This window comes from Ornithobacterium rhinotracheale DSM 15997, from assembly GCF_000265465.1.
Lineage (GTDB): Bacteria > Bacteroidota > Bacteroidia > Flavobacteriales > Weeksellaceae > Ornithobacterium > Ornithobacterium rhinotracheale.
In genome coordinates this window covers 1,952,784-1,974,355 of sequence record NC_018016.1, presented here as the reverse complement: position 1 = coordinate 1,974,355, position 21,572 = coordinate 1,952,784, and the positions used below count along the sequence as shown (strand labels likewise).

At 37.8% G+C, this 21,572-nt stretch carries 19 protein-coding genes; 2 read left to right on the top strand and 17 right to left on the bottom strand.

The window, feature by feature from the left end; translation table 11 throughout:
- The first annotated feature begins 1 nt into the window (after position 1).
- Positions 2-865, top strand: coding sequence for a DUF4249 domain-containing protein (locus ORNRH_RS09375; protein ID WP_014791614.1), 864 nt, complete (start codon positions 2-4; stop codon positions 863-865).
- A 54-nt stretch (positions 866-919) separates the two neighbouring features.
- Here ORNRH_RS09375 and ORNRH_RS09370 read toward each other — a convergent pair whose 3' ends face one another.
- The 9 genes from ORNRH_RS09370 to ORNRH_RS09330 all read right to left on the bottom strand — a co-directional run bounded on the left by ORNRH_RS09370 (position 920) and on the right by ORNRH_RS09330 (position 12,430).
- Positions 920-2,131 (bottom strand): glycoside hydrolase family 88 protein, encoded by a 1,212-nt coding sequence (locus tag ORNRH_RS09370; protein WP_014791613.1) that lies wholly within the window; start codon positions 2,129-2,131, stop codon positions 920-922.
- A gap of 108 nt (positions 2,132-2,239) precedes the next feature.
- Positions 2,240-2,911, bottom strand: coding sequence for a uracil-DNA glycosylase (locus ORNRH_RS09365; protein WP_014791612.1), 672 nt, complete (start codon positions 2,909-2,911; stop codon positions 2,240-2,242).
- Between the two features lie 112 nt (positions 2,912-3,023).
- On the bottom strand, positions 3,024-5,456 hold the full coding sequence (locus ORNRH_RS09360; protein ID WP_014791611.1) for a TonB-dependent receptor: 2,433 nt from the start codon (positions 5,454-5,456) through the stop codon (positions 3,024-3,026).
- A gap of 99 nt (positions 5,457-5,555) precedes the next feature.
- Positions 5,556-5,855, bottom strand: coding sequence for a hypothetical protein (locus ORNRH_RS09355; protein ID WP_014791610.1), 300 nt, complete (start codon positions 5,853-5,855; stop codon positions 5,556-5,558).
- Between the two features lie 85 nt (positions 5,856-5,940).
- Entirely contained in the window at positions 5,941-6,606 is a 666-nt protein-coding gene (locus ORNRH_RS09350; RefSeq protein ID WP_014791609.1) for a porin family protein, read from the bottom strand.
- 57 nt (positions 6,607-6,663) lie between these two features.
- Complete coding sequence (gene ribB, locus ORNRH_RS09345; RefSeq protein WP_014791608.1) at positions 6,664-7,791, bottom strand: 3,4-dihydroxy-2-butanone-4-phosphate synthase; 1,128 nt, start codon at positions 7,789-7,791, stop codon at positions 6,664-6,666.
- A gap of 3 nt (positions 7,792-7,794) precedes the next feature.
- A complete protein-coding gene (locus ORNRH_RS09340; protein WP_014791607.1) occupies positions 7,795-9,261 on the bottom strand; it encodes an LptF/LptG family permease in 1,467 nt (488 codons plus the stop codon).
- Positions 9,262-9,267: 6 nt separating this feature from the next.
- Positions 9,268-9,891, bottom strand: coding sequence for a LolA family protein (locus ORNRH_RS09335; protein WP_014791606.1), 624 nt, complete (start codon positions 9,889-9,891; stop codon positions 9,268-9,270).
- 25 nt (positions 9,892-9,916) lie between these two features.
- Positions 9,917-12,430, bottom strand: a complete 2,514-nt coding sequence (locus tag ORNRH_RS09330) for an FtsK/SpoIIIE family DNA translocase (RefSeq protein WP_036601944.1) — start codon at positions 12,428-12,430, stop codon at positions 9,917-9,919.
- 103 nt (positions 12,431-12,533) lie between these two features.
- Between ORNRH_RS09330 and ORNRH_RS09325 the strand changes: the two genes are divergently transcribed.
- Positions 12,534-15,191 (top strand): 4-alpha-glucanotransferase, encoded by a 2,658-nt coding sequence (locus ORNRH_RS09325; RefSeq protein ID WP_052312693.1) that lies wholly within the window; start codon positions 12,534-12,536, stop codon positions 15,189-15,191.
- A 68-nt stretch (positions 15,192-15,259) separates the two neighbouring features.
- Here the strand turns inward: ORNRH_RS09325 and ORNRH_RS09320 are convergent, their stop codons facing one another.
- From ORNRH_RS09320 to cdd, 8 genes are all read right to left on the bottom strand, one after another.
- Positions 15,260-16,105 (bottom strand): 1,4-dihydroxy-2-naphthoyl-CoA synthase, encoded by an 846-nt coding sequence (locus tag ORNRH_RS09320; RefSeq protein WP_014791603.1) that lies wholly within the window; start codon positions 16,103-16,105, stop codon positions 15,260-15,262.
- Positions 16,106-16,204: 99 nt separating this feature from the next.
- Positions 16,205-16,465, bottom strand: coding sequence for a 50S ribosomal protein L27 (gene rpmA / locus ORNRH_RS09315; RefSeq protein ID WP_014791602.1), 261 nt, complete (start codon positions 16,463-16,465; stop codon positions 16,205-16,207).
- A 34-nt stretch (positions 16,466-16,499) separates the two neighbouring features.
- On the bottom strand, positions 16,500-17,120 hold the full coding sequence (gene rplU, locus ORNRH_RS09310) for a 50S ribosomal protein L21 (protein ID WP_014791601.1): 621 nt from the start codon (positions 17,118-17,120) through the stop codon (positions 16,500-16,502).
- A 74-nt stretch (positions 17,121-17,194) separates the two neighbouring features.
- Positions 17,195-17,515 (bottom strand): DUF3817 domain-containing protein, encoded by a 321-nt coding sequence (locus ORNRH_RS09305; protein WP_014791600.1) that lies wholly within the window; start codon positions 17,513-17,515, stop codon positions 17,195-17,197.
- Positions 17,516-17,517: 2 nt separating this feature from the next.
- On the bottom strand, positions 17,518-18,192 hold the full coding sequence (locus tag ORNRH_RS09300) for a TIGR02117 family protein (RefSeq protein WP_014791599.1): 675 nt from the start codon (positions 18,190-18,192) through the stop codon (positions 17,518-17,520).
- Between the two features lie 105 nt (positions 18,193-18,297).
- Entirely contained in the window at positions 18,298-19,911 is a 1,614-nt protein-coding gene (locus tag ORNRH_RS09295; protein ID WP_014791598.1) for a pyruvate dehydrogenase complex dihydrolipoamide acetyltransferase, read from the bottom strand.
- A 4-nt stretch (positions 19,912-19,915) separates the two neighbouring features.
- A complete protein-coding gene (gene pdhA / locus ORNRH_RS09290; protein WP_014791597.1) occupies positions 19,916-20,920 on the bottom strand; it encodes a pyruvate dehydrogenase (acetyl-transferring) E1 component subunit alpha in 1,005 nt (334 codons plus the stop codon).
- Between the two features lie 75 nt (positions 20,921-20,995).
- A complete protein-coding gene (cdd, locus tag ORNRH_RS09285) occupies positions 20,996-21,472 on the bottom strand; it encodes a cytidine deaminase (protein WP_014791596.1) in 477 nt (158 codons plus the stop codon).
- Between the last annotated feature and the right edge of the window lie 100 nt (positions 21,473-21,572).

Sequence of the window (21,572 nt, the reverse complement as noted above, 5' to 3'; positions counted from 1 at the left end):
AATGAAAAAATATATATTTAGCCTATTTTCTCTTTTAGTTTTAAATAGCTGCGAAGATGTCTTTACCCAAGAGATAACACCGCCCAAGGAAGCCACAGAAAAAAAATGTGTCGTAATGAGCTACCTTTCGCCGAGATCCATTCCGGGCGTTGGTTTGCAGTGGTCGCACCCTATTCTTGAGTATAACAAAAATGAAATCGATGTCATCCGAAACGCTCAAGCAACTCTGCAAAATAAAACAACGGGAGAAAGCACAAACTTGGCTTTTGATAAAAATAAACAGATTTATCTAAGAGAAAATGAAGGTTTTAAAATTGAAGAAAACAATACCTATCAACTCATAATTAACATTCCTAATCATAGGGAAATCTCTGCAGAATGCACCGTACCGCCACAGTTAAATACTGAAATTCAGAATATAAAAATGATTCCATCTATGATAGATGGCAAAAAACATTTTGAAGTGAGCTTTGAGTTTAAAGACCATGCCAGCTCCGAAAGAAACTACTATCTCGCCTCTGTGAAAGCTTACGGAAGAGGTGTAAAAGAATCGCTGAAAGTGCAGCCTTTTACCAACTTGAATCGTGAGGGGAAAAACATCGTGGTGCATTCAGAAAAAGTGAGCCGAGACTTTGAGGGCTTTTCCCGTATCATCGTTAATTTACTTTTAGTAGACAAAAACTTTTATAACTACAAGCGTACTGTGATGCAACAAATTGGCAATTCCGATTTAGATCTAGAAGCTTTTACAGAACCTGTTTTTGTGATTTCTAATATTCATAATGGGCTAGGCATATTTGGTGCCTACACGAGAGTAACTCAGGTAAAAGATTTAAAACCAAATCCATTTTCTTTTAAAAACTAAAAACAAAAAAAACCGAGATAAAATCTTGTTTTTTTTTCAAGATTAAAACAATGATTAATGTTTATAATCTTCTAATCCTTTTTGTCTAGCCAATGCTTCTAAGAAATAGTAATCTGCATAGTTCAATGGAACATCGATTTCTGCATCATGCGGAATACTACCTACTGAGTGCATAAGCAAGAAGTTTCCGTTTGTTCCCACCAATGCTTTATAAGCAGGACTTGAAAGCGAAGCCACGATTTTATCGGCAGTTGCTTTATAAGGCAATCCGTAAGAAGAAAGCTCATACAATGCAGAAGCGATTACTGCAGCGGCAGAGGCATCTCTTGGTGCATTTGGAATATTTGGCGCATCAAAATCCCAATATGGCACATAGTCTCCTGGCATGTGTGGGTTGGTAAACAAGAAGTTATAAATATTTGCTGCCGCGTCTAAGTATTTTTTATCCTTAGTATAGCGATAGCAAGTTGCAAATCCGTAGATAGCCCAAGCTTGTCCACGCGCCCAAGAAGATTCATTTGCGTATCCTTGTGCTGTTTCTTTGCTACGCACTCCTCCATTTACTTTGTCATAATCCACCACATGGTAGCAGCTCCAGTCTTTTCTGAAGTGATTTTTCAAAGTTTGGTCTGCGTGAGAAATTGCGATTTCACGGTATTTTGGATCTCCAGAAAATTCAGACGCTTTGAAAAGCAGTTCCAAATTCATCATATTATCAATGATTACTGGGCAGTTCCAGCCGCGTTTTCCTTGCCAGCCACGATCTTCGTCCCAACTTTGGATTACACCAGCTTTAGGTCTAAAGCGGGTAGATAAAGATTGTGCCGCTGTGATGATGATGTCTTTGTATTTAGGATTATCTGTCATGCGCAAAGCATTTCCAAAGCTACAATTAATCATGAAACCAACATCGTGGTGCCATTTAAGGTTTTTGACATCTTCTAACGTTTCAGTGTATTTTACCCCAAGATCTTTCCATTTAGCATCTTTAGTTAAATCATACATATAGAACAAAGTCCCAGGGAAGAAACCACTTGTCCAGTCATGGTTTTTTACATATTTTACCTTTCCGTGTTCAAGAGTTCTTGGATTAATAAAGCTTCCGTTTTCTTCAATCAATTTTACTTGATATCCGATTTGAGCTTTTGCCACTTCCAACACAGGTGGGTTATCCACTCCTCCTGGTGCTGTAACATCAGCAATTTTTTGAGGACCACAGCTAAGCATTACCAAAGGTAGCCCTAGTAACAACAATGTTTTTTTCATTCTATCTTTATATTTATTTATCTTTTATCTAAACTTGTAAAAGTTACAATTTCTTTGCTGTGCGTAAAAATACAAAAAATATTGAATTTCCTATCTGATTTTTCTCACTTACCAAGAAATCGGTTTTTTGTTTTTTTGGACTAAAAACTCATTGGCTCTAGAAAAATGCTTATTCCCAAACCAATACCCACGATTGGCACTCAAAGGCGAAGGATGCCCCGATGTTAAGATTAAATGCCCTTTGCTTTTATCGATTAAATTTGCTTTTTTCTTGGCATAGCTTCCCCAGAGCATAAACACGATTTCTTCTTTCTCTTGCGAGAGTTTTTTAATAACCTCATCGGTAAAAGTTTCCCAGCCTTTGCCTTGATGCGATCCCGCTTGGTGTGCACGCACGCTCAGTGTCGCATTGAGCAAAAAAACACCTTGCTTTGCCCAGCGTTCCAGATTGCCGTTGGCGGGCATCGGTATGCCTAAATCATCTTCTATTTCTTTAAAAATATTGATTAAACTCGGTGGCATCGGGATATTATCTGCCACCGAAAAACACAAGCCATTTGCCTGCCCCACACCATGATACGGGTCTTGCCCTATAATCACCACCTTGGTGTCTTGTGGTGGGGTAAAATCAAAAGCAGAGAAAATTTGCTTGCCTGGCGGAAACACCTTTTGCGTGGCATATTCCGATTTCACAAAATTAATCAAAGCTTTAAAATAATCTTTTTCAAACTCCTCGGCGAGCATTTGTCCCCAATCTTCTTGAATTTTTACAGCTGGCATTTATCTATACATTTTTTAATTTCTTCAAAGATAATTTTTTTTAGCTAAAGACTAAAACAAAAAAATCCGTTTCATAAACGAAACGGATTTTTCCTCGAAAATATCGAATTTACTATATTTTTAACACCACGCCTGCACCAATGTTGATGCCTGGTAGCGGTGCCAAATATTTCATCAAAGTGTTTTGTGGTCTTGCCTCTTGATTGAGCAAGTTTTTACCAAATAAATAATACTCTAATTGTGTTTTCCCGATATTTTGTTCGATAGAAAAACGAGCGTTTAGCAAAGTGAACGCTGGCATTGGCTCTTCGTCCCAAATCATTTTACCCAAATATTTTTGCTGAAGATAATGCTGCATATTCACCGTTGCATTGAATTTATTGATTTTAGCACTTAGCCCAGCTCCCCAGCGGCTTTGTGGCATATTCGGCATGTAATCTCCGTCGGTAAATTGTCGCTGGCGGCTATCTGAAACATTTTCGTTTTTCACCAAATCATAAAAACCATTGATAGTCCACTCCCCGAATTTTCCAAAATTTTGAGTATAGCTGGTGTTCAGCTCCATTCCATAAATATTGGTATCCGCCGCACGCCATTCTTTAACAGTGAGCCCTGGCACGCGAGAAACGCCTGTGTGCCCCATATAAATGTAATTTTTGTAGAAATTTTTGTACAAACTGGCTTCAATTTTAAGTCCAGCTAGCGAAATTCCTCCGCCAAGCTCCACGGCATTCACCCATTCTTTGTCGAGCATGTCCTCGCCATTTTCTTCGATTCCGAGCGCAAAATGCGTGTTTCCTGCATACAATTCGTTCACCTCTGGTGCACGTTCGGAGTGTGCATAAGAAGCCAACAAATAGGCTTTGTTTTTTAAATTAAATAAAATTTTAGAATTAAATTGATTTAAATTAAAATCTCTTGTCGTTAAATTTCCACCAGATTTTCCACGAGCTCTTTGATAATCATCATTGGTCGTTGCACTTCTATGCACCCAATCGTGGCGATACCCAATCTGCAAATCAATAAATTTGTATTTTAATTTCTGAAGCGTGAAAATTCCAAATTCGGTGCTTTTATTATCTGGCAAATAACGCAATTTGTAGCTTCCATCCATGATTCTGTGGTTGAAGTCTACGCCCGTTACGCCCGAAAGAAAATTAAATTTTTTCTGTTTTAATTCCATTCTTCCGCTATAATTTTGGTTTTTATAGCTATTCATCACCTTTTGGGCTAAATATTCATTGTCTTTGGTGTACTGACCTAAGGCATTAAATTTTAATTGATTAAATATTGCAAAATCTTTATTTAATTCTAAATCTAAAGATAAATTATCGGTCATTCCCTTGATATTGACGGGCAAGAATGGGGCTTCTTTTGGCGTGTGCGTGTGGCTATGTCCGTGGCTGTGATCGTGCGTGTGCGAATGCATGGCGCGTTCTTCCTTGGCATACAATGGCAAACCATAATCGGCATAATCGTGTTTAAAATTTAGTCCAAAATTCAAATTTTTGCCCATGTATTTAACCCCCGCATTGAAATCCATTTGCTCCGAATGGCTATTGGTGATTTCGCCATATTTGGTAGGCACATAATCATGAATTCCAAGAATTTTCTCGATTCGGCGATCTTTCACTGGGTCTTGCCCTGGAATGTAATCAGGATTTTTAGGATTTGGTTTCTGGGTAAATGTTTCCCAATCAAAATAAGTTTCTGTAAAAGTATATTTATCTTCCTCTGTTAAACCTGCACTAGGATCGTCTAAATTATCCAACACATACTGACTAATGTATGGAAAAAGTGTTGTGTTTAAAACACTCGTTTTGTCCACAAAAATTTGCCCCAATGCCTGCAACGCTGAATTGTTGTCCACCACTTTTGGGTCAAACAAAATCACTGGTTTTGTATTGCCAGGAATACGAATTCGCTCGATTTTGGCATGAGAGCCACCGACAGTCCAGCTCCATTTTGGACTAAAATCCCCACTGAAATCTACTTGCTGTCTTGTGCCTGAATTGCTTGCACCCTCTACCCCTACGGTAGCTTTAAAGGTTTTGCCAACAGGTTTGTATTGGTTTTGGGTAATCATATTTACCGCTCCACCGATGGCTTTTCCGCCATATAAAACCGAGGCTGATGCTTTGTTTACCTCAACTTCTTCTAAGTTATTAGGATTGTAGTTTAAATTAAACTCGGGGCTAATTGCCGTTAAGTCGTTCATAGCAACTCCGTTATTTAAAAGTCGCACACGATTTCCGCTCAAACTGCGAATCATTGGCACCCCCACATTCGGACCAAAATAAGTGTCTTGCACCCCCGAAACATGACGCAATAGATCTCCCAAAGTACTACTCTGTGATTGCTTTATGGCTTGTTTTTCTACCTTCGCTTTCAGTTCTATGGCAGCATCAAGTTTAGTAACGCCTTGCGCATTGACATTGCGAAGTTTAATAATAGTATCGTTTTTAGTTTTTAGATTAATTTGATTGGTAGCCGCATAGGAATATCCCCCTAGCATGGCTAAGATGAAAATGTATTTAATTTGCATAGTTAATTTTTAATAATAAATAAATTGTCCGTTTAAGATTAAACAGAGAAAAATCACGAAAATTCACATTTTTGATGTAATTTTCTGTCTACTAAACAACTATGCAATGGGTGGTCCTCTACGAAAATTTGTAGAATGGAAAACAGGCACATAAGGTGCTACAAAAAGGCTAGGAGCCTCGAGCGTCTCCACCTCAAAAATAGGTGATGTAATCTGCAAAACACTTGGCTCCTCGCCGTACACTATCGTGAATTGGCAAATCGCACAAGTATCTTCTATGTGCTTTGCATGCAACAAAGTTGTATGTTCGTGCGTGTGGAAAGCCTTTACCCCAAGCGAGAAAAGCAACACCACCAACAAGAACAATGCTTTGAAATCTATTTTAAACTTTGATTGCATGTTTTTATTCAGAAGCACGAAAGTATTAAATAAAAATAAGAGAACCAAAAAGGCTCTCTTAATTATTTCTAATACTCATAAATTTTTAAAAGTAATATCCTACTCCAAAAGATATAACTCTTGTTCTAAAATCAGTAACAGCTTCTTTTCTAGCTTTAGCCTCTTCTGGGTGCATAATTTTACTGAGACCTACAGTATATCTTGCATCTAAAGATAATCCAATAGGAAACTGATATCCCACACCAAAAACTGCTGAATAATTAAATCTTTTAACTACTTTATTATAACTTTCACTCCCCGCTCCATCAAAATGTCTCCCCCAGTCATAGTCCAAATATGAATCTGTTAAAATATTCAATTCTGGTCCCATGTGCACATTTGCCCCTTTATAGAATTTATATTTTAATAATACTGGAACATTAATGTTATTTATTCTCATTTGTGAATATCCAATACCTTCCATCTCCAATCTATTTCCTATCTTGGTATAATCAATCTCTGGTTGCAAATACAGCGTATTTTCTACTAAAGGGATTTGAGCAAAAGCACCAATATAAAAGCCTCCTACATTCTTCAGTTCTTGTAGTTCAAATAAAGTTTGATCTAAATGAGAGCTAGTATACCCTACTCTTATTCCATATCTAATTCTTTCATCACCATTTTTACTCCCAACTCCATTCTCTGGAACTTGGGCGTTTATAGTAATCTGACTTAAAAACAAAAAGATAAAAGCGTAAAATGATCTAATCATATTAAAAAATTTTGAGGCGCAAATTTAAAGAAAATATATCTAACAAAAAAATTGGTTTTATATCTCGATAAAATCTGTAATCTCTAAATCATACCCTCCAATGGCTTTTTTACTATCTGGTGTTTTGGTGATTAACTTCATTTTTTGAATGCCTAAATCTTTTAAAATTTGGGCACCAATTCCGTAATCTTTGGTATCTGGAGCTTTCAATGGATTTTCTTGCGTGCCCTCTAGATACGCTTTGTAATGATTAAATTTAGCTTGTACCAAATCCGAATCTATCGCATTATTGATAAATACTAAAACACCTTTTCCTTCTTTGTTTATAATCTGGGTGATTTTCTCAAGCAATGGCTGCTCCCCTTTGTGCAAAGCTGTGAACAAATCAAAATAATCGTTGGTTGATTTTACACGCACTGGAACAGATTCATCTTCTGTCCATTCGCCTTTTGTTAAGGCGAAATGTATTTGATTATTAGTCGTTTGCTTATACGCAATCAAATCATACTCACCATAATGCGTTTGAAATTTCACTGAATCAATTTTTTGAATCAATGATTCGTTTTTAAGCCTATAAGCAATTAAATCTTGAATTGAAACTATTTTTAAATCAAATTTCTCAGCCACTTTCATCAGTTGTGGCAATCGTGCCATGGTTCCGTCCTCGTTTAATATTTCTATGAGGATTCCTGCAGGTTTCAAGCCAGCTAATCTAGCTAAATCTACTGCTGCCTCGGTATGCCCTGCTCTGCGCAAAACGCCGCCTTTTTTAGCCCTCAATGGAAAAATATGCCCTGGTCTACCCAAATCTTGCGGACGAGTTTCTTCGTCTACAAGGGCTTGAATGGTTTTAGATCTATCATGCGTAGAAATACCTGTGGTACAACCTTTTCCTAGCAAATCTACCGAAACCGTAAAAGGTGTGTGGTGCAAAACGGTATTGTGCGTTACCATCATGTTTAAGCCCAATTTCTCGCAGCGGTCTTCTTCCAGCGGAGCACACAAAAGCCCACGCCCGTGCTGTGTCATAAAATTAATCATCTCGGGAGTAACTTTCTCGGCAGCGGCAATGAAATCCCCTTCATTCTCACGGTCTTCATCATCTACCACAATGATTACTTTCCCCTGTTTTAAGTCTTCTAAAACTTCTTCTATGCGATTAAGACGAATGGCTTGTTCTTCCATAATTTACTGGTATCTTGCGTGTTCTGTATTTTTTGATTTAAAATGTTTATTTTTTAGCCTTAAAATTGGCTCCAAATATGCGTTGATGTCAAATAAGTTTGAATCCGTCATGGCTTTATAAGTGAAAAATATTCCGAGCGGTGTAAAGGTTATCACAGGGAGCCATGCCGCCCAATAAGGGTTTAAAACGCCATTTTTGGCTAGATTTTCACTATACATGTAGATTAAATAAAACAAAATAAAGATGACAATCGCTACCACCACGGGCATTCCCACGCCTCCTTTTCTGATGATGGCTCCAAGTGGTGCCCCTATCAAAAAGAAAATCACGCACATGAGCGAATTGGAAAAGTTTCTGACCAAGATCAAAACATGTCGTGCAATGAATTCATCTCGCCCACTGATTTCATCTTTAATCACAGAATAGCTGTTTAAATCGGCTGCGATATTTTCATCGGCTCTCATCATCACTTGCTGGCGATCGGCATCATTTAATTTATTAATGTCAAACGGCAAGGCTTTCTTTTGCGCTTGGTACACAGAATCCAAATTTTCACTTATCGGTGCATAGGTGAGCGACTGAAACTGCGTATCGGCTAATTCATTATAATATGCCTTATTTTGAATTTTAAGTGTATCTACTCTTTTGATTAATTCTTTTGTGTTCAAAAAGCGGTAGTGATCGGTAACATTTTCTTCTTCAATGGCTTTTTCTACAATTTCTGAAATATCGAAATAATGCACCAGCGTATCAAACTTGATTTGCTGATACGGCTGTCTTTCAAGTTGTAAACGATTTTTATTCTGAATTTCGTCTTCGTAATAATACCCATTAAATAATGCTAATTTCAAAAATCTTTTATCTTCGGCTGGCTCAAAAATTCCTTTTTTAGCAATAATTGTTTGTTGATTTTCGTATGCCGAAGCGTCTCGGTGAATAAACACATTTTTAAGTCTTTCACCATTTTTGCCCGATCTTTCGCTAATTTTCATACTAAATCCCGGTACCGCATTGATGAATACACCGGGATCAAAATTTATTGCAGGCTTGGTTTTAGCTATGTTCAAAAGCATATTTCTAGCCTTGCGCTGAGATTGCGGAACAGCTGTATCTGAAAAGAAAAACAAACCGACTGATATTCCGCAGACTAATAAAAAGACTGGAAGCATGATACGCACGAGCGACATGCCAGAAGACTTCATTGCGGCAAGCTCATATCGCTCACCAAAGCCTCCATAAGTCATAATAGCTGAAAGCAACACCGTAAGTGGCAATACAAACTGAATTACGGTGAGCCCTAAATAAAAAAGTAGTTTAAATATTGTTCCTATATCTAAGCCTTTGCCCGCAAACATATCCATCTCTTGCCAAGCAAATTGAACCATGAATATAAAAAACAGCACGCTGAATATAAATATAAATGGTCCAAAAAAAGTGCGGATTCCGTACCAGTCTAGCTTTTTAATCATATAATTTTAAATCTCTGAAATGTAGTAATCTTTATAGAATTTTTTACTAAAATTTAAAAGAGCACTTGGAATAATGATATCGTCTACCTGTTTCTGAACAGTAAATGTGGTTGTGGTATTTTTATGATTGGTTTGAGACAGGCTCACCAATTGATTTTTCTTGGTATCTACTCCTACGATGATATATTTAAGCTCAGATTTTTTAGTCGGAACCAATTTTATGTATTGAACATTTCCTTGTTTTTTATCCAAACTTAAAGTATAGCCATCTTTGTAAATGTCAAAAACACGAGTTGGGGTAAAAAGCTCATCGCTCCCCTTCTCTGGTTTGCTCACCGTTACTTCTTGGTTTTCGCTAGAGATGGTATAAAGTTTTTTACCATCATAAATCTGGCGAATATCCATTTTTGGCACCGTGAGGTTGTATTTATCTCCCTTCACATACACTTCTCCGGCATAGGCATCTTTTGTTTTGGAATCATTATTCACCAATTGGCTTTGGAATTTTATGTAAAAACTCTTCTGCTTTTTGTAGTGCTCGATCACATTGTCCAAAATCTGCTGTGCACTCTGAGCAAAAGTTGCAATGCTAAATAAGGCTAAACATGTGGTATAAAATAACTTTTTCATCTGTTTTCGTTTTTAATAAATACAATCAATCATTTTTCAATAATTGTTCCAAAGTATATTCATCTGCGATTAACACCTCACGGGCTTTGCTCCCCTCAAAAGGCCCCACAATATTGTTTGCCTCTAGCTGATCAATGATGCGCCCAGCTCGGTTATATCCAATTTTAAGTTTACGCTGCAACATAGAGGCAGAACCTTGCTGAGAGTTTACCACAATACGCGCCGCCTCTTCAAACAACGCATCTCGCTCACTTGGGTCTAAATCCAAACTCGAATCGCTTGTTTCGCCCTCATACTCTGGCAACAAAAACGCATCTGGATATCCTTTTTGTCCGCCGATGTATTCCGCAATGCTCTCCACCTCAGGCGTATCGACAAAAGCACATTGCAAACGCACCAAGTCATTTCCTTGTGTATAGAGCATATCTCCTTTTCCAATTAATTGCTCGGCTCCTCCGCTGTCCAAAATAGTTCTAGAATCGATTTTTGAAGTTACTCTAAACGCTGCACGAGACGGGAAGTTAGCTTTAATCATCCCCGTAATTACATTCACCGAAGGACGCTGAGTAGCAATTATCAAGTGAATGCCCACAGCACGAGCCAACTGAGCCAAACGAGCGATTGGAGCCTCGATTTCTTTCCCTGCCGTCATAATCAAATCGGCAAATTCATCTACCACTAGAACAATATAAGGCAAATAGCGATGCCCATCATTTGGGTTTAATCTTCTTTTCTTGAATTTAGCATTGTATTCCTTAATGTTTCTTACGCCCGCATTTTTCAACAAATCGTAGCGGTCGTCCATCTCGATACAAAGCGAGTTTAAAGTATTGATAACTTTTTGATTATCCGTAATAATTGCGTCCTCACTTCCTGGTAATTTAGCCAAGAAATGTCTTTCTATTTTATTATAAAGGGCTAATTCCACTTTTTTGGGGTCCACCATCACAAATTTTAATTCAGATGGATGTTTCTTGTATAAAAGCGAAGAAATAATTGCATTGATTCCCACAGACTTACCTTGTCCCGTTGCCCCCGCCATCAATAAGTGAGGCATTTTAGCTAAATCTGCCACAAAAGTTTCATTTGAAATTGTCTTTCCAAAGGCGATTGGCAATTCCATTTCTGCTGTTTGAAATTTTTGTGAAGCAATTACAGATCGCATCGACACCATGGTAGGATTATTATTTGGCACCTCGATACCTATGGTTCCACGCCCTGGAATTGGCGCAATAATCCTAATCCCTAATGCACTTAAACTTAGCGCAATATCATCTTCTAAGTTTTTAATTTTAGAAATTCTCACACCCGCTTCTGGCACGATTTCGTACAAAGTCACCGTGGGCCCTACCGTCGCTTTAATCGATGCTATATTGATTTTATAATTGCTTAAAGTTTCAACAATTCGGTCTTTGTTTGCCTCCAATTCACTTTGGTCGATTGAGCGTTTTTTGCCTTGATTATAATCTATGAGCAAATCAATGGTAGGGTATTTGTAATTAGACAAATCCAAACGCTGATCGTATTCGCCATATTGCTGCACCAAGTTTTGGCTAATTTCTTCGGGCTCTAGCTCTTCCTCTTCTGGTGCACTTTCCACCTGCATTTTCACATCAGACACGGGCGTGGCAGATGCTGGAGTGCTTGGCGTAGCAAATAATTCAAATTCATCTTCGTCATCATCTTCTATAATGATTTCTTTGATTTCTGGCTCAAAATCATTTTCTGCATCTTCCATGCTCGGCTCTTGCGGTTGCTCCACTTGGAACGACGGTGCTGAAGGCACAGATTCTGGCTTTTGTTTAATTACAAATTCCACTTCTTCCTCATCACTTTTAAAAGTATTTTGAGTAGGCAGTTTTTCTGCAAAATCGTTTTTTATGGTATTTTTTGGCTTTTCAACTTCAGGCACTTTTTCTTCCACGGGAGCCTCGTTCAAGTCATTTTCTACCGATTCTGCTTCTTCTTTTAGTGCACGCTCAGGCATTTTTGGCATGGCAGAACGCACTTTGTCTGGCGTGATTTTCCATTCGATGATGGCATAAAGCAAAAAGGTGAAAAATAAAACCAAAACAAAACCGATGATTCCGATGATGTTTTTTAAATAATCGGCAATTTCAAGCCCCATTCTTCCACCCCAAATATTGTCGTTTACAAAGATTAAATTAAGAAATGGTGGCAGCCAAATACAGAAAAATAAGAAATTTAGCGTTAAGCGTAAAAATTTAATTTTCTGAATTTTAAAGATAATTATCATTCCCAAAATGATTAACCAAACAGGAATAAATAATGCTGCAAAACCTAATTTTTCGTAGATGAAAGTTTCCCCAAGCCAAGCACCCATTTTTCCTAATAAATTGTTCACTTCCACGCTTGGATCTTTCCAAATCCCTACCTGACTTTGATCTGATTTCCAATTCATTAAATAGGAAACAAATGAGATCAAAAGGGTGAAGCCCAAAAAGAGCGAAAGAAGCCCTACAATCATTTTAAAAATAGAGAATCTAGGTGTTTGGGTTGTGTTATTTTGTTTTGCCATATTAGTCTTCAAAAATCTGCACAAAAGTAACAAATTGTAATCGCTCAAAAAAATTATAATTCCATTTAGTATAAATTTATTAACTTGTGCCAAAATATTTATTTTGAAAACACGCTTTATATTAAACTTTAAATCGGTGGAGGGGCAAGATTTATATCTTTCCACTAGCCTAAAAAATGTGGGAAACACCATCGAGACCGCTTTGCCTATGCAATATGTGGGCAAAGATACTTGGGCAATTGAATTGGAAATTCCTTACAAAAAATTTGATTATCATTATATTTTAAAAGATAAACGAGACAATTCTGTAACCGAAGAATGGGGAATCCGTCATTTTTCGCCCGTTTTAAAAAGCAAAAATCATATTCTACATGATTCTTGGAACACGCCAAGCATGCCAGAGTTTAATCTCTCGACTTTGTTCTTCAAAAATATTTTTCCTGAATATGAGAAAGTAACAACTCGGGCGTTAAAGAAAAATACACACCGCTTTGAGATTACTTTTCCGCTCTTTGATCCAAACGAGCGATTGGTGATTTTAGGCGATGCCGATGGGTTAGGTTTTTGGAAAGAAGAAAATGCAATTTTCCTCAATCCTCAAGGCGATGGCAAATGGAGCATAGATGTTGATTTATCTGCCGAAAACAATTATTCCGCTTATAAATACGCTGTTTACAATACAGAAAATCAGCAAATTTCCTATTACGAAGAAGGAGAAAATCGCTGGGTAGCGCCGAATCAATCAGATGAAGATTTTGTAATCGTGAGCGACAATAATTTTAGACAACCTGCCGACAAACGCTATCGTGGTAGTGGCGTGGCAATTCCTGTTTTTTCGCTCAGAAGTGAACAAGATTTAGGCGTGGGAGAATTTTTAGATTTAATTCCGTTTGGAAAATGGTGCAAAAATGCAGGTTTCTCTCTGATTCAACTGTTACCAATCCACGACACCACCGTGAGCCATGATTGGTCTGACTGCTACCCTTATGCTGCCATTTCGGTATTTGCTCTGCACCCGATGTATTTGTGTTTAGAAAAACTGAACTACAAACTCACCCATGCAGAACTTGAAAAAATCTATAAAGCCAAAGAAAAATTAAATCAAGAAACTGGCGTATCCTATGAAAAAGTAAATGCCTTTAAAAATGATTTTATTGCCACTTATGTGCAAAAACACTTTAAGAAATTAGAAAAAAATAAGAATTTCAACGAATTTATCGCTGAAAACAAAGAGTGGCTTTATCCTTATACGGCGTTTTGTGCATTGCGAGACCATTTCAAAACCGTGGACAGCAATAAATGGGGGAAATATAAAAAGATTTCAAAATCAACTTTAAATAAATTTTTCACCAAAGACAGTCAGTTTTACGCCGAAACGCTGAAATTCTGCTATGTTCAGTGGCAATTGCACGAGCAACTGAGCCTTGCCGTGAAAGAATTGCACCAAATGGGAATTGCCATAAAAGGCGATTTGCCAATTGGCGTCTACCGAAACAGTGTAGAAACTTGGGCAAACCCTGAATTATTCCACACCAATCAGCAAGCGGGAGCTCCGCCCGATGCCTTTGCCGTAACGGGGCAAAACTGGGCTTTCCCGACTTATAACTGGGAAAAACTTAAAGAAACTAATTTCGAGTGGTGGAAAAAAAGGTTGCAGTTTATGCAAACTTATTTCGACGCCTACCGAATTGATCATATTTTAGGATTTTTCAGAATTTGGGAAATTCCAGCCGAGCAAGTGCAAGGAATTTTAGGCAAGTTTGAACCTGCTATTCCATTTACGCTAAATGAATTAAGAGAAAAAGGAGTAGACTTATCCATCGAGAGGTTGTATAAACCATACATAACGCAAGAGATTTTAGCTAAAATTTTCGGGGACGAAACCGATGATATAATTGAAGCTTTCTTCGTGAAAAATGGCGAAACTTTTAATTTTAAAACTGAATTTAATACCCAAAGAAAAATCGAAAAAGCCTTAGGGTATGACAATCCTAAAACTACACTTTTGTATGATTTAATAGCAAATGTGCTTTTCATAAAAGATGATAAAAATGACGAGGCATTTCACCCGAGATTTGCTTTGTTTGACACCGAAAATTATAAATCCCTACCCGTGGGGCAACAGATTATTCTGAGCCAATTGCACGAAGATTATTTCTACCACAAACAGGAATTTTTCTGGAAAGAAAAAGGTTTAGAAAAACTACCTGCATTAAAACAAGCAAGCCAAATGCTCACATGTGGCGAAGATTTGGGCATGGTGCCAAGCGTAGTTCCTCAAGTAATGAACGATTTAGCTATTTTATCGCTCGAGGTGCAGCGTATGCCTAAAATTTACGGCGAGCGTTTTTCGCACCCTGCAAATGCACCGTATTTGTGCGTAGTTTCGCCTTCTTCTCACGACACAAGCACGCTGAGACAATGGTGGCGAGAAAATAAGGAAAACACACAATTTTTCTACAATAATTTGATGGGGCATAGCGGAAAAGCTCCAGAGGAACTATCGCCTAAGTTGCAAGAAGAAATCCTGCATCAGCATTTGTATTCTCCTGCAATGCTTTGTGTGATTCCGTTGCAAGAATTTTTAGGAATCGATGAACAGTTGCGCAATCCAAACGAAGATGATGAGCGAATCAATATCCCATCTGTATATCCTCACAAATGGAAATACAGAATGCATATAAACATCGAAACACTATTGAAAGATGAAGCCTTTAGCAATAAACTTCGAAAACTTCACATCGATTGCAAAAGAGCTTAAAAACAGAAAAACCGTTTCAAAAAAATGATTTTGAAACGGTTTTTTAATTATCTAAAAATCTAAAATTCCTATGGAATCCATTTTTTCTCAAAGTTTGGTTTGCGTTTTTCTAGAAACGCATCGCGACCTTCTTTTGCCTCCTCTGTCATATACGCCAAGCGAGTAGCTTCGCCTGCAAAAACTTGCTGCCCCACCATTCCATCATCGGTAAGGTTCATTGCAAATTTCAACATTTTGATTGAAATTGGAGATTTAGCCAAAATTTCTTGTGCCCATTCATACGCCGTATCTTCTAGCTCGTCGTGCGGCACCACGGCATTGACCATACCCATTTCATAAGCTTCTTGCGCCGAATAATTTCTACCTAAAAAGAAAATTTCCCTAGCACGCTTCTGCCCCACCATTTTAGCTAAATAAGCAGAACCATACCCTCCGTCAAAACTTGTAACATCGGCATCCGTTTGTTTGAAAATTGCGTGCTCCTTGCTCGCTAAAGTCATGTCGCACACTACATGCAAACTATGCCCGCCTCCTACTGCCCAACCATTGACAACGCAAATCACTGCTTTTGGCATAAAACGAATCAAACGCTGAACATCTAATATATTTAAACGATGATAGCCATCGTCTCCCACATAGCCTTCTTTGCCCCTCGCCTTTTGGTCGCCTCCACTACAGAAAGAGTAAACGCCATCTTTGGACGAAGGCCCTTCGGAGCTCAATAAAACTACCCCTATAGAAGTATCCTCCTGTGCATCATGAAAAGCTTGTAACAACTCAGCGGTGGTTTTAGGTCGAAACGCATTTCTCACCTCTGGACGATTAAACGCAATTCTTGCTACGCCATTACATTTTTTGTAGGTAATATCGGTAAAATTAAATTTTTCAACATTTTCCCAGTTAATTGTACTCATATTTAATTTTTTTCAAATATAATTAATTTCTACATGAAACGATACAAAAATAGCCACTCTTTGCGGAGTGGCTATTGACTTTTTTATAGTTAGTAGTAATTAGTCTACATACGGCTCAACCGATACATATGAACGATTGTCTCTCTTTTTAGTGAAAACTACTTTACCATTTACCAAAGCAAATAATGTGTGATCTTTTCCGATTCCTACATTGTTACCTGGGTGGTGTTTAGTTCCACGCTGACGCACGATAATGTTACCTGCAACTGCGTTTTGTCCACCAAATATTTTTACGCCAAGGCGTTTAGATTCTGATTCACGACCGTTCTTAGAACTACCAACTCCTTTCTTGTGTGCCATTTTAGTTTAGTTTTTAGATTAAGTTGTTTTATGTTTATTTTCCGCCTTTAAGCTCATCTTGCCAAGCTTTAAGCTCTTCGATTTTACCTTCGGCAGCCATTTGTGCTTGCTTTGGCCAAGTTTCTGTGTCCATAGCAGCGTAGATACCTCCTTTTGGTTCAAGGATCGCTTTTAATTCTTCTGGTTTCTTAGCAGCCAATTCTTCAAGAGTGCTGATTCCGTTTTCGTTGAATAATTCTTGAACTTTTGGTCCGATTCCTTCTACGATTGTTAAATCATCTTTTTTAACTTTAGCTGATGATTTAGCAGGTGTAGCTTTCGCTTTTTTAGCTGGTTTTTCACCTTTTACTCCTCCGATTGAAAGGATTTCGATTTTAGTTAATGAAGCACGGAAACCAGTTTTCTTTTTGTAACCTTTTCTTCTTTTCTTTTTGAAGATTACAACTTTGTCTCCTTTTACGTGTTCAACGATTTTTGCCTCAACGGTTAAACCATCTATAACTGGGGCGCCTACAGTTACGCTACCATTATCAGTTAAAAGCACTTTGTCTAAAACGATTGTTTCTCCTGCTTCACCTTTCAAACGGTTCACATACAACTGCTGGTCTTGCTCAACTTTGTATTGAAGCCCGGCTATCTCTACAATTGCGTACATTTCTATATAATTTTTATAAAATTTCGGACTGCAAAGCTAAGATTTATTTTTGGAAATAAAAAATATTCTTAGGCTTATTCCATTCTTTTTTTGACTAAATCCACTTCAACCCAAAAACTTGCAAAGGGAAAAAATGCCGCTAATATGGCAAAAACAAAGTCTTCATCGTCCCAATTGAGTGCTTTTCTTACATCGTTTACAAGCAATAAATACCAAGTGAACATGATCCCATGCAAAATTCCGATAGGAATCATTTGCCAAAAAATACCCCATTGGTACTTGATGGGCATGGCTACTAAATATAGTAAAATACAGGTAATGCCCTCGGCAATGCATGCCGCTTTGAATTGCTTTATCAGCTTATCTTTTGGTAAGTTCTTAAAATATTTCAACATCGTTATTGGTAAACTTTCATTATATCATTTGACAAAACTGCCCATAAACAAGAGGGTAGCCCCACCTCTTTCAACACTTGATTAAGCCATGTGTTGCAGGTGTAAAAAATACTGTATTTTCCTTTGGCTTCATAAAAGGCATCATCTATATCATAAGTTGCATCGGTTTTTATTTGAATCGATTTGCCATTTTGCAGTTGAAAGGAGTTTACAATTTTATCTACTAATTTTTTATATTCAGCTTTGCTAATTTTAACTTCGATTGTTTCCTTGCCATCTGGCACTATATTTTTATAATAAGTGGTATGCATTGCTGTTCCGCCTATTCCAAAAGCTGCACGGGCAGCAATCCTCGGCGTTAAATCACTCCATGTTGGGATTTCCATATAAAAACCTTTGTCTCCCCAGCCGATTGCTACATAGGTATAATCACGATAACCTCCCTTGGTGTCCTCTGGAGAAATTAGCGTTTGCCAATCATATATTTCATTTTTTATTGGCACCACAAAATCTGTATGCACACCATTGCTGAGCAGATAAATCGTTACTTCCTCGGCTGAATGATGATCAGTATTGCACTTTATATTCCCTCCGATTAGTACTGCAACAAAATACAATACGAAAAATAATAAAATCGATAAAAATACCTTTTTTAAAACTTGAAATAGTTTTTTCATTTGGCTAAAATAATTAAAATTTTGATTTTAGCTCCAAATTCTTTAATCATAAAAAAAGAGCAGCACAATAAGCACTGCTCTTTTGGGTATAATTAATACTTAAAACTACACAAGCATAGACATTGGAGTCTCTAAGTATTGTTTTAAAGTTTGTAGGAAAGTACTTCCAGTTGCTCCGTCCACAGTTCTGTGATCGCAAGCTAAACAAAGTTTCATTGTGTGACCAACTACGATTTGTCCGTTTTTAACAACTGGTTTTTCTACAATCGCACCTACAGAAAGGATACAAGAGTTTGGCTGATTGATGATTGATGTAAAGCTTTCTACACCGTAAGCTCCTAGGTTAGAAACTGTAAAGGTAGAACCTTCCATCTCATCAGCTTTGATTTTTCTATCTCTTGATCTTGTAGCTAAATCTTTTACCTCAGCAGAAATTTGAGATAATGATTTTAAATCTGTATTTTTCACTACAGGTACTACAAGCCCATCTGGAACAGCAACTGCAACACCGATGTTTACAGCAGCGTATTGTACGATTTCGTTATCTTTCCAAGTTGAATTTACCACTGGGTGTTTTTTCACAGCCATAGCAGTAGCCTTCAATACGATATCGTTGAAAGATACTTTTGTATTTGGAATTTGGTTGATTTGCTTACGAGCCGCCATCACATTATCCATATCTACTTCAATGGTTAAGTAGTAGTGTGGTGCTGTAAATTTACTTTCAGAAAGACGCTTAGCAATCACTTTTCTCATTTGAGAGTTAGGGATTACAGTATCTTCTCCTACTTCCAATGCAACTGGACCAGCAACAGCTGGCTTAGCCGCAGCAGCTTGTGGAGTAAAGTTTTCAACATCTTTTTTGATGATTCTTCCGTTGTCTCCTGTACCTTGAATTTGATTGATATCGTATCCTTTTTCATCAGCCAATTTTTTAGCCAATGGAGAAATAAATACTCTACCTGAATTGTTGGTAGCTTGTGCTTTTGGAGCAGCAGGCGCTGGAGTTTCTTTTTTCTCTTGTGCTGGAGCAGCTTGCTTAGGTGCTTCAGCCTTTGGAGCTTCCGCTTTAGCAGCTGGTTTTGCACCACCTCCTGCTACGATTGCAGAAACATCTGTTCCTTCAGGTCCGATGATTGCCAAAATGCTATCAACTGGTGCTGATTGCCCAGCTTCTACACCTATATATAATAAAGTACCTTCTACATCTGTTTCAAATTCTTGAACCGCTTTATCTGTTTCGATTTCGGCTAAGATGTCGCCGTATGATACTTTATCTCCTACTTTTTTGTTCCAAGATTCTACTTTACCTTCTTCCATGGTATCGCTCAATCTTGGCATAGAAACGATAGTTACATTTTCTGGAACTTCAGCCGCTGGTGCAGCTTCCGCTTGTGGTTCTTCTGCAGGAGCGGCAGCTTCTTGAGCTGGTGCTGATTGGCTAGCACCTCCACCGCTTACCAAACCGCTGATGTCTTCGCCTTCTGCACCGATGATAGCTAAAATACTATCAACTGGTGCTGCTTGACCAGCCTCTACACCGATGTATAAAAGAGTACCTTCTACATCTGTTTCAAATTCTTGAACCGCTTTATCTGTTTCGATTTCGGCTAAGATGTCGCCGTATGATACTTTATCTCCTACTTTTTTGTTCCAAGATTCCACTTTACCTTCTTCCATGGTATCGCTCAATCTTGGCATTTTTATAATTTCAGCCATAGTTTTATTGATTTTCTACTTTATCTAAGAATGGATAATTTTCTTGTTCGTAAACCATAGAGTAGATTTGTTCTACTTCTGGGAATGGAGATTTTTCTGCAAAATCAACACACTCGTCTACTTTTTTGATTTGCTCGTCGGTAATTTTGTTCAACTCTTCTTCAGTCGCCCATCCGTTTTCTAAAATTCTGTGTTGAACAAGTAAAATTGGATCTTGCTCTTTGTATTTATTTACCTCTTCTTTAGTTCTGTAAGGCTCAGCATCAGACATTGAGTGTCCTCTGTATCGGTAAGTTTTGATATCTAAGAAAGTAGGTCCGTCTCCGCGTCTTGCTCTTTCGATAGCTTCGTAAGCAGCTTCTGCCACTTTTACAGGATCCATACCATCTACTGGTTGAGAAGGCATTTCGTACCCGTCAGCTAATTTATAAATATCTTCGTGATTTGCAGTTCTCTTAACACTAGTACCCATTGCATATTGGTTGTTTTCACAAATGAAAACTACTGGCAATTTCCAGTTCATAGCCATGTTGAATGTTTCGTGTAAAGAACCTTGTCTTGTAGCGCCGTCTCCCATGAAACAGAAAGTAACTCCTCCTCTTTCAAAATATTTATCTGCGAAAGCAATACCAGCACCTAGTGCAATTTGTCCACCTACGATACCGTGTCCTCCAAAAAAGTTGTGCTCTTTGCTAAACACGTGCATAGACCCTCCCATACCATGAGAAGTTCCATCTACTTTTCCAAAGAGTTCAGCCATAATTCTTTTAGGATCTACACCCATCGCCATTGGCAAAACATGGCAACGATAAGCTGTAATCATCTTATCTTTTTCCATGTCCATCACCTGCGAAAGTCCTGCAGGAATCGCCTCTTGCCCATTATATAAGTGCAAAAAGCCTCTAATTTTTTGTTTCAAATACATGGAACGACATTTATCTTCAAAACGTCTCCAGAAGGTCATTTCCTCGAACCACTTTAAGTAGGTCTCTTTGGTTATTTCTTTCATATTATTTATGTATAACTTTTACAATGTGTTTATATAATCGCACAAATTTACGCTTTTAGGTTTAAAACTACAAAACTATTCCCCTAACATCTCTGAATGAAATGTAAATGGCAATAAGTCGCAAACGCTAAACAGCTTGATTATTTGGGCTTCTGCTCCTTGAAAATAAATTTCAATCTTGGAAAATTGATTTTTCTCATATTCCACCAAAACTTGTCGACAAGCGCCACAAGGTGAAATTGCTTCTTTCATATTTTCGGCACTTGTAGTGATAAAGATCTTTTTCACCACAGCATCAGGATTTTGGCTCTTGGCAGCAAAAATGGCGACACGCTCGGCACACAATCCGCTGGGATATGCGGCATTCTCTTGATTATTCCCTGTAAAAACCTCTCCATTGTCTAGCAAAAGCGAGCAACCTACCTGAAATTTAGAATAAGGTGCATAAGCTCTATCTTTGGCTTCTTTAGCTTTGGCTAAAAGCATTTTATCTTCGCTACTAAGCTCTTTTTCAGATGAAAAGATTTCGTATTTAAAACTCCATTCCTTCATAGTTTCAAAATCTAAGACGCTCCCAATTTAGTAATTAAAAACCAAAGAATCCACATTTTAATTATTTTTTCCGTATTTTGGGCAAAATTTTTTATTTGAA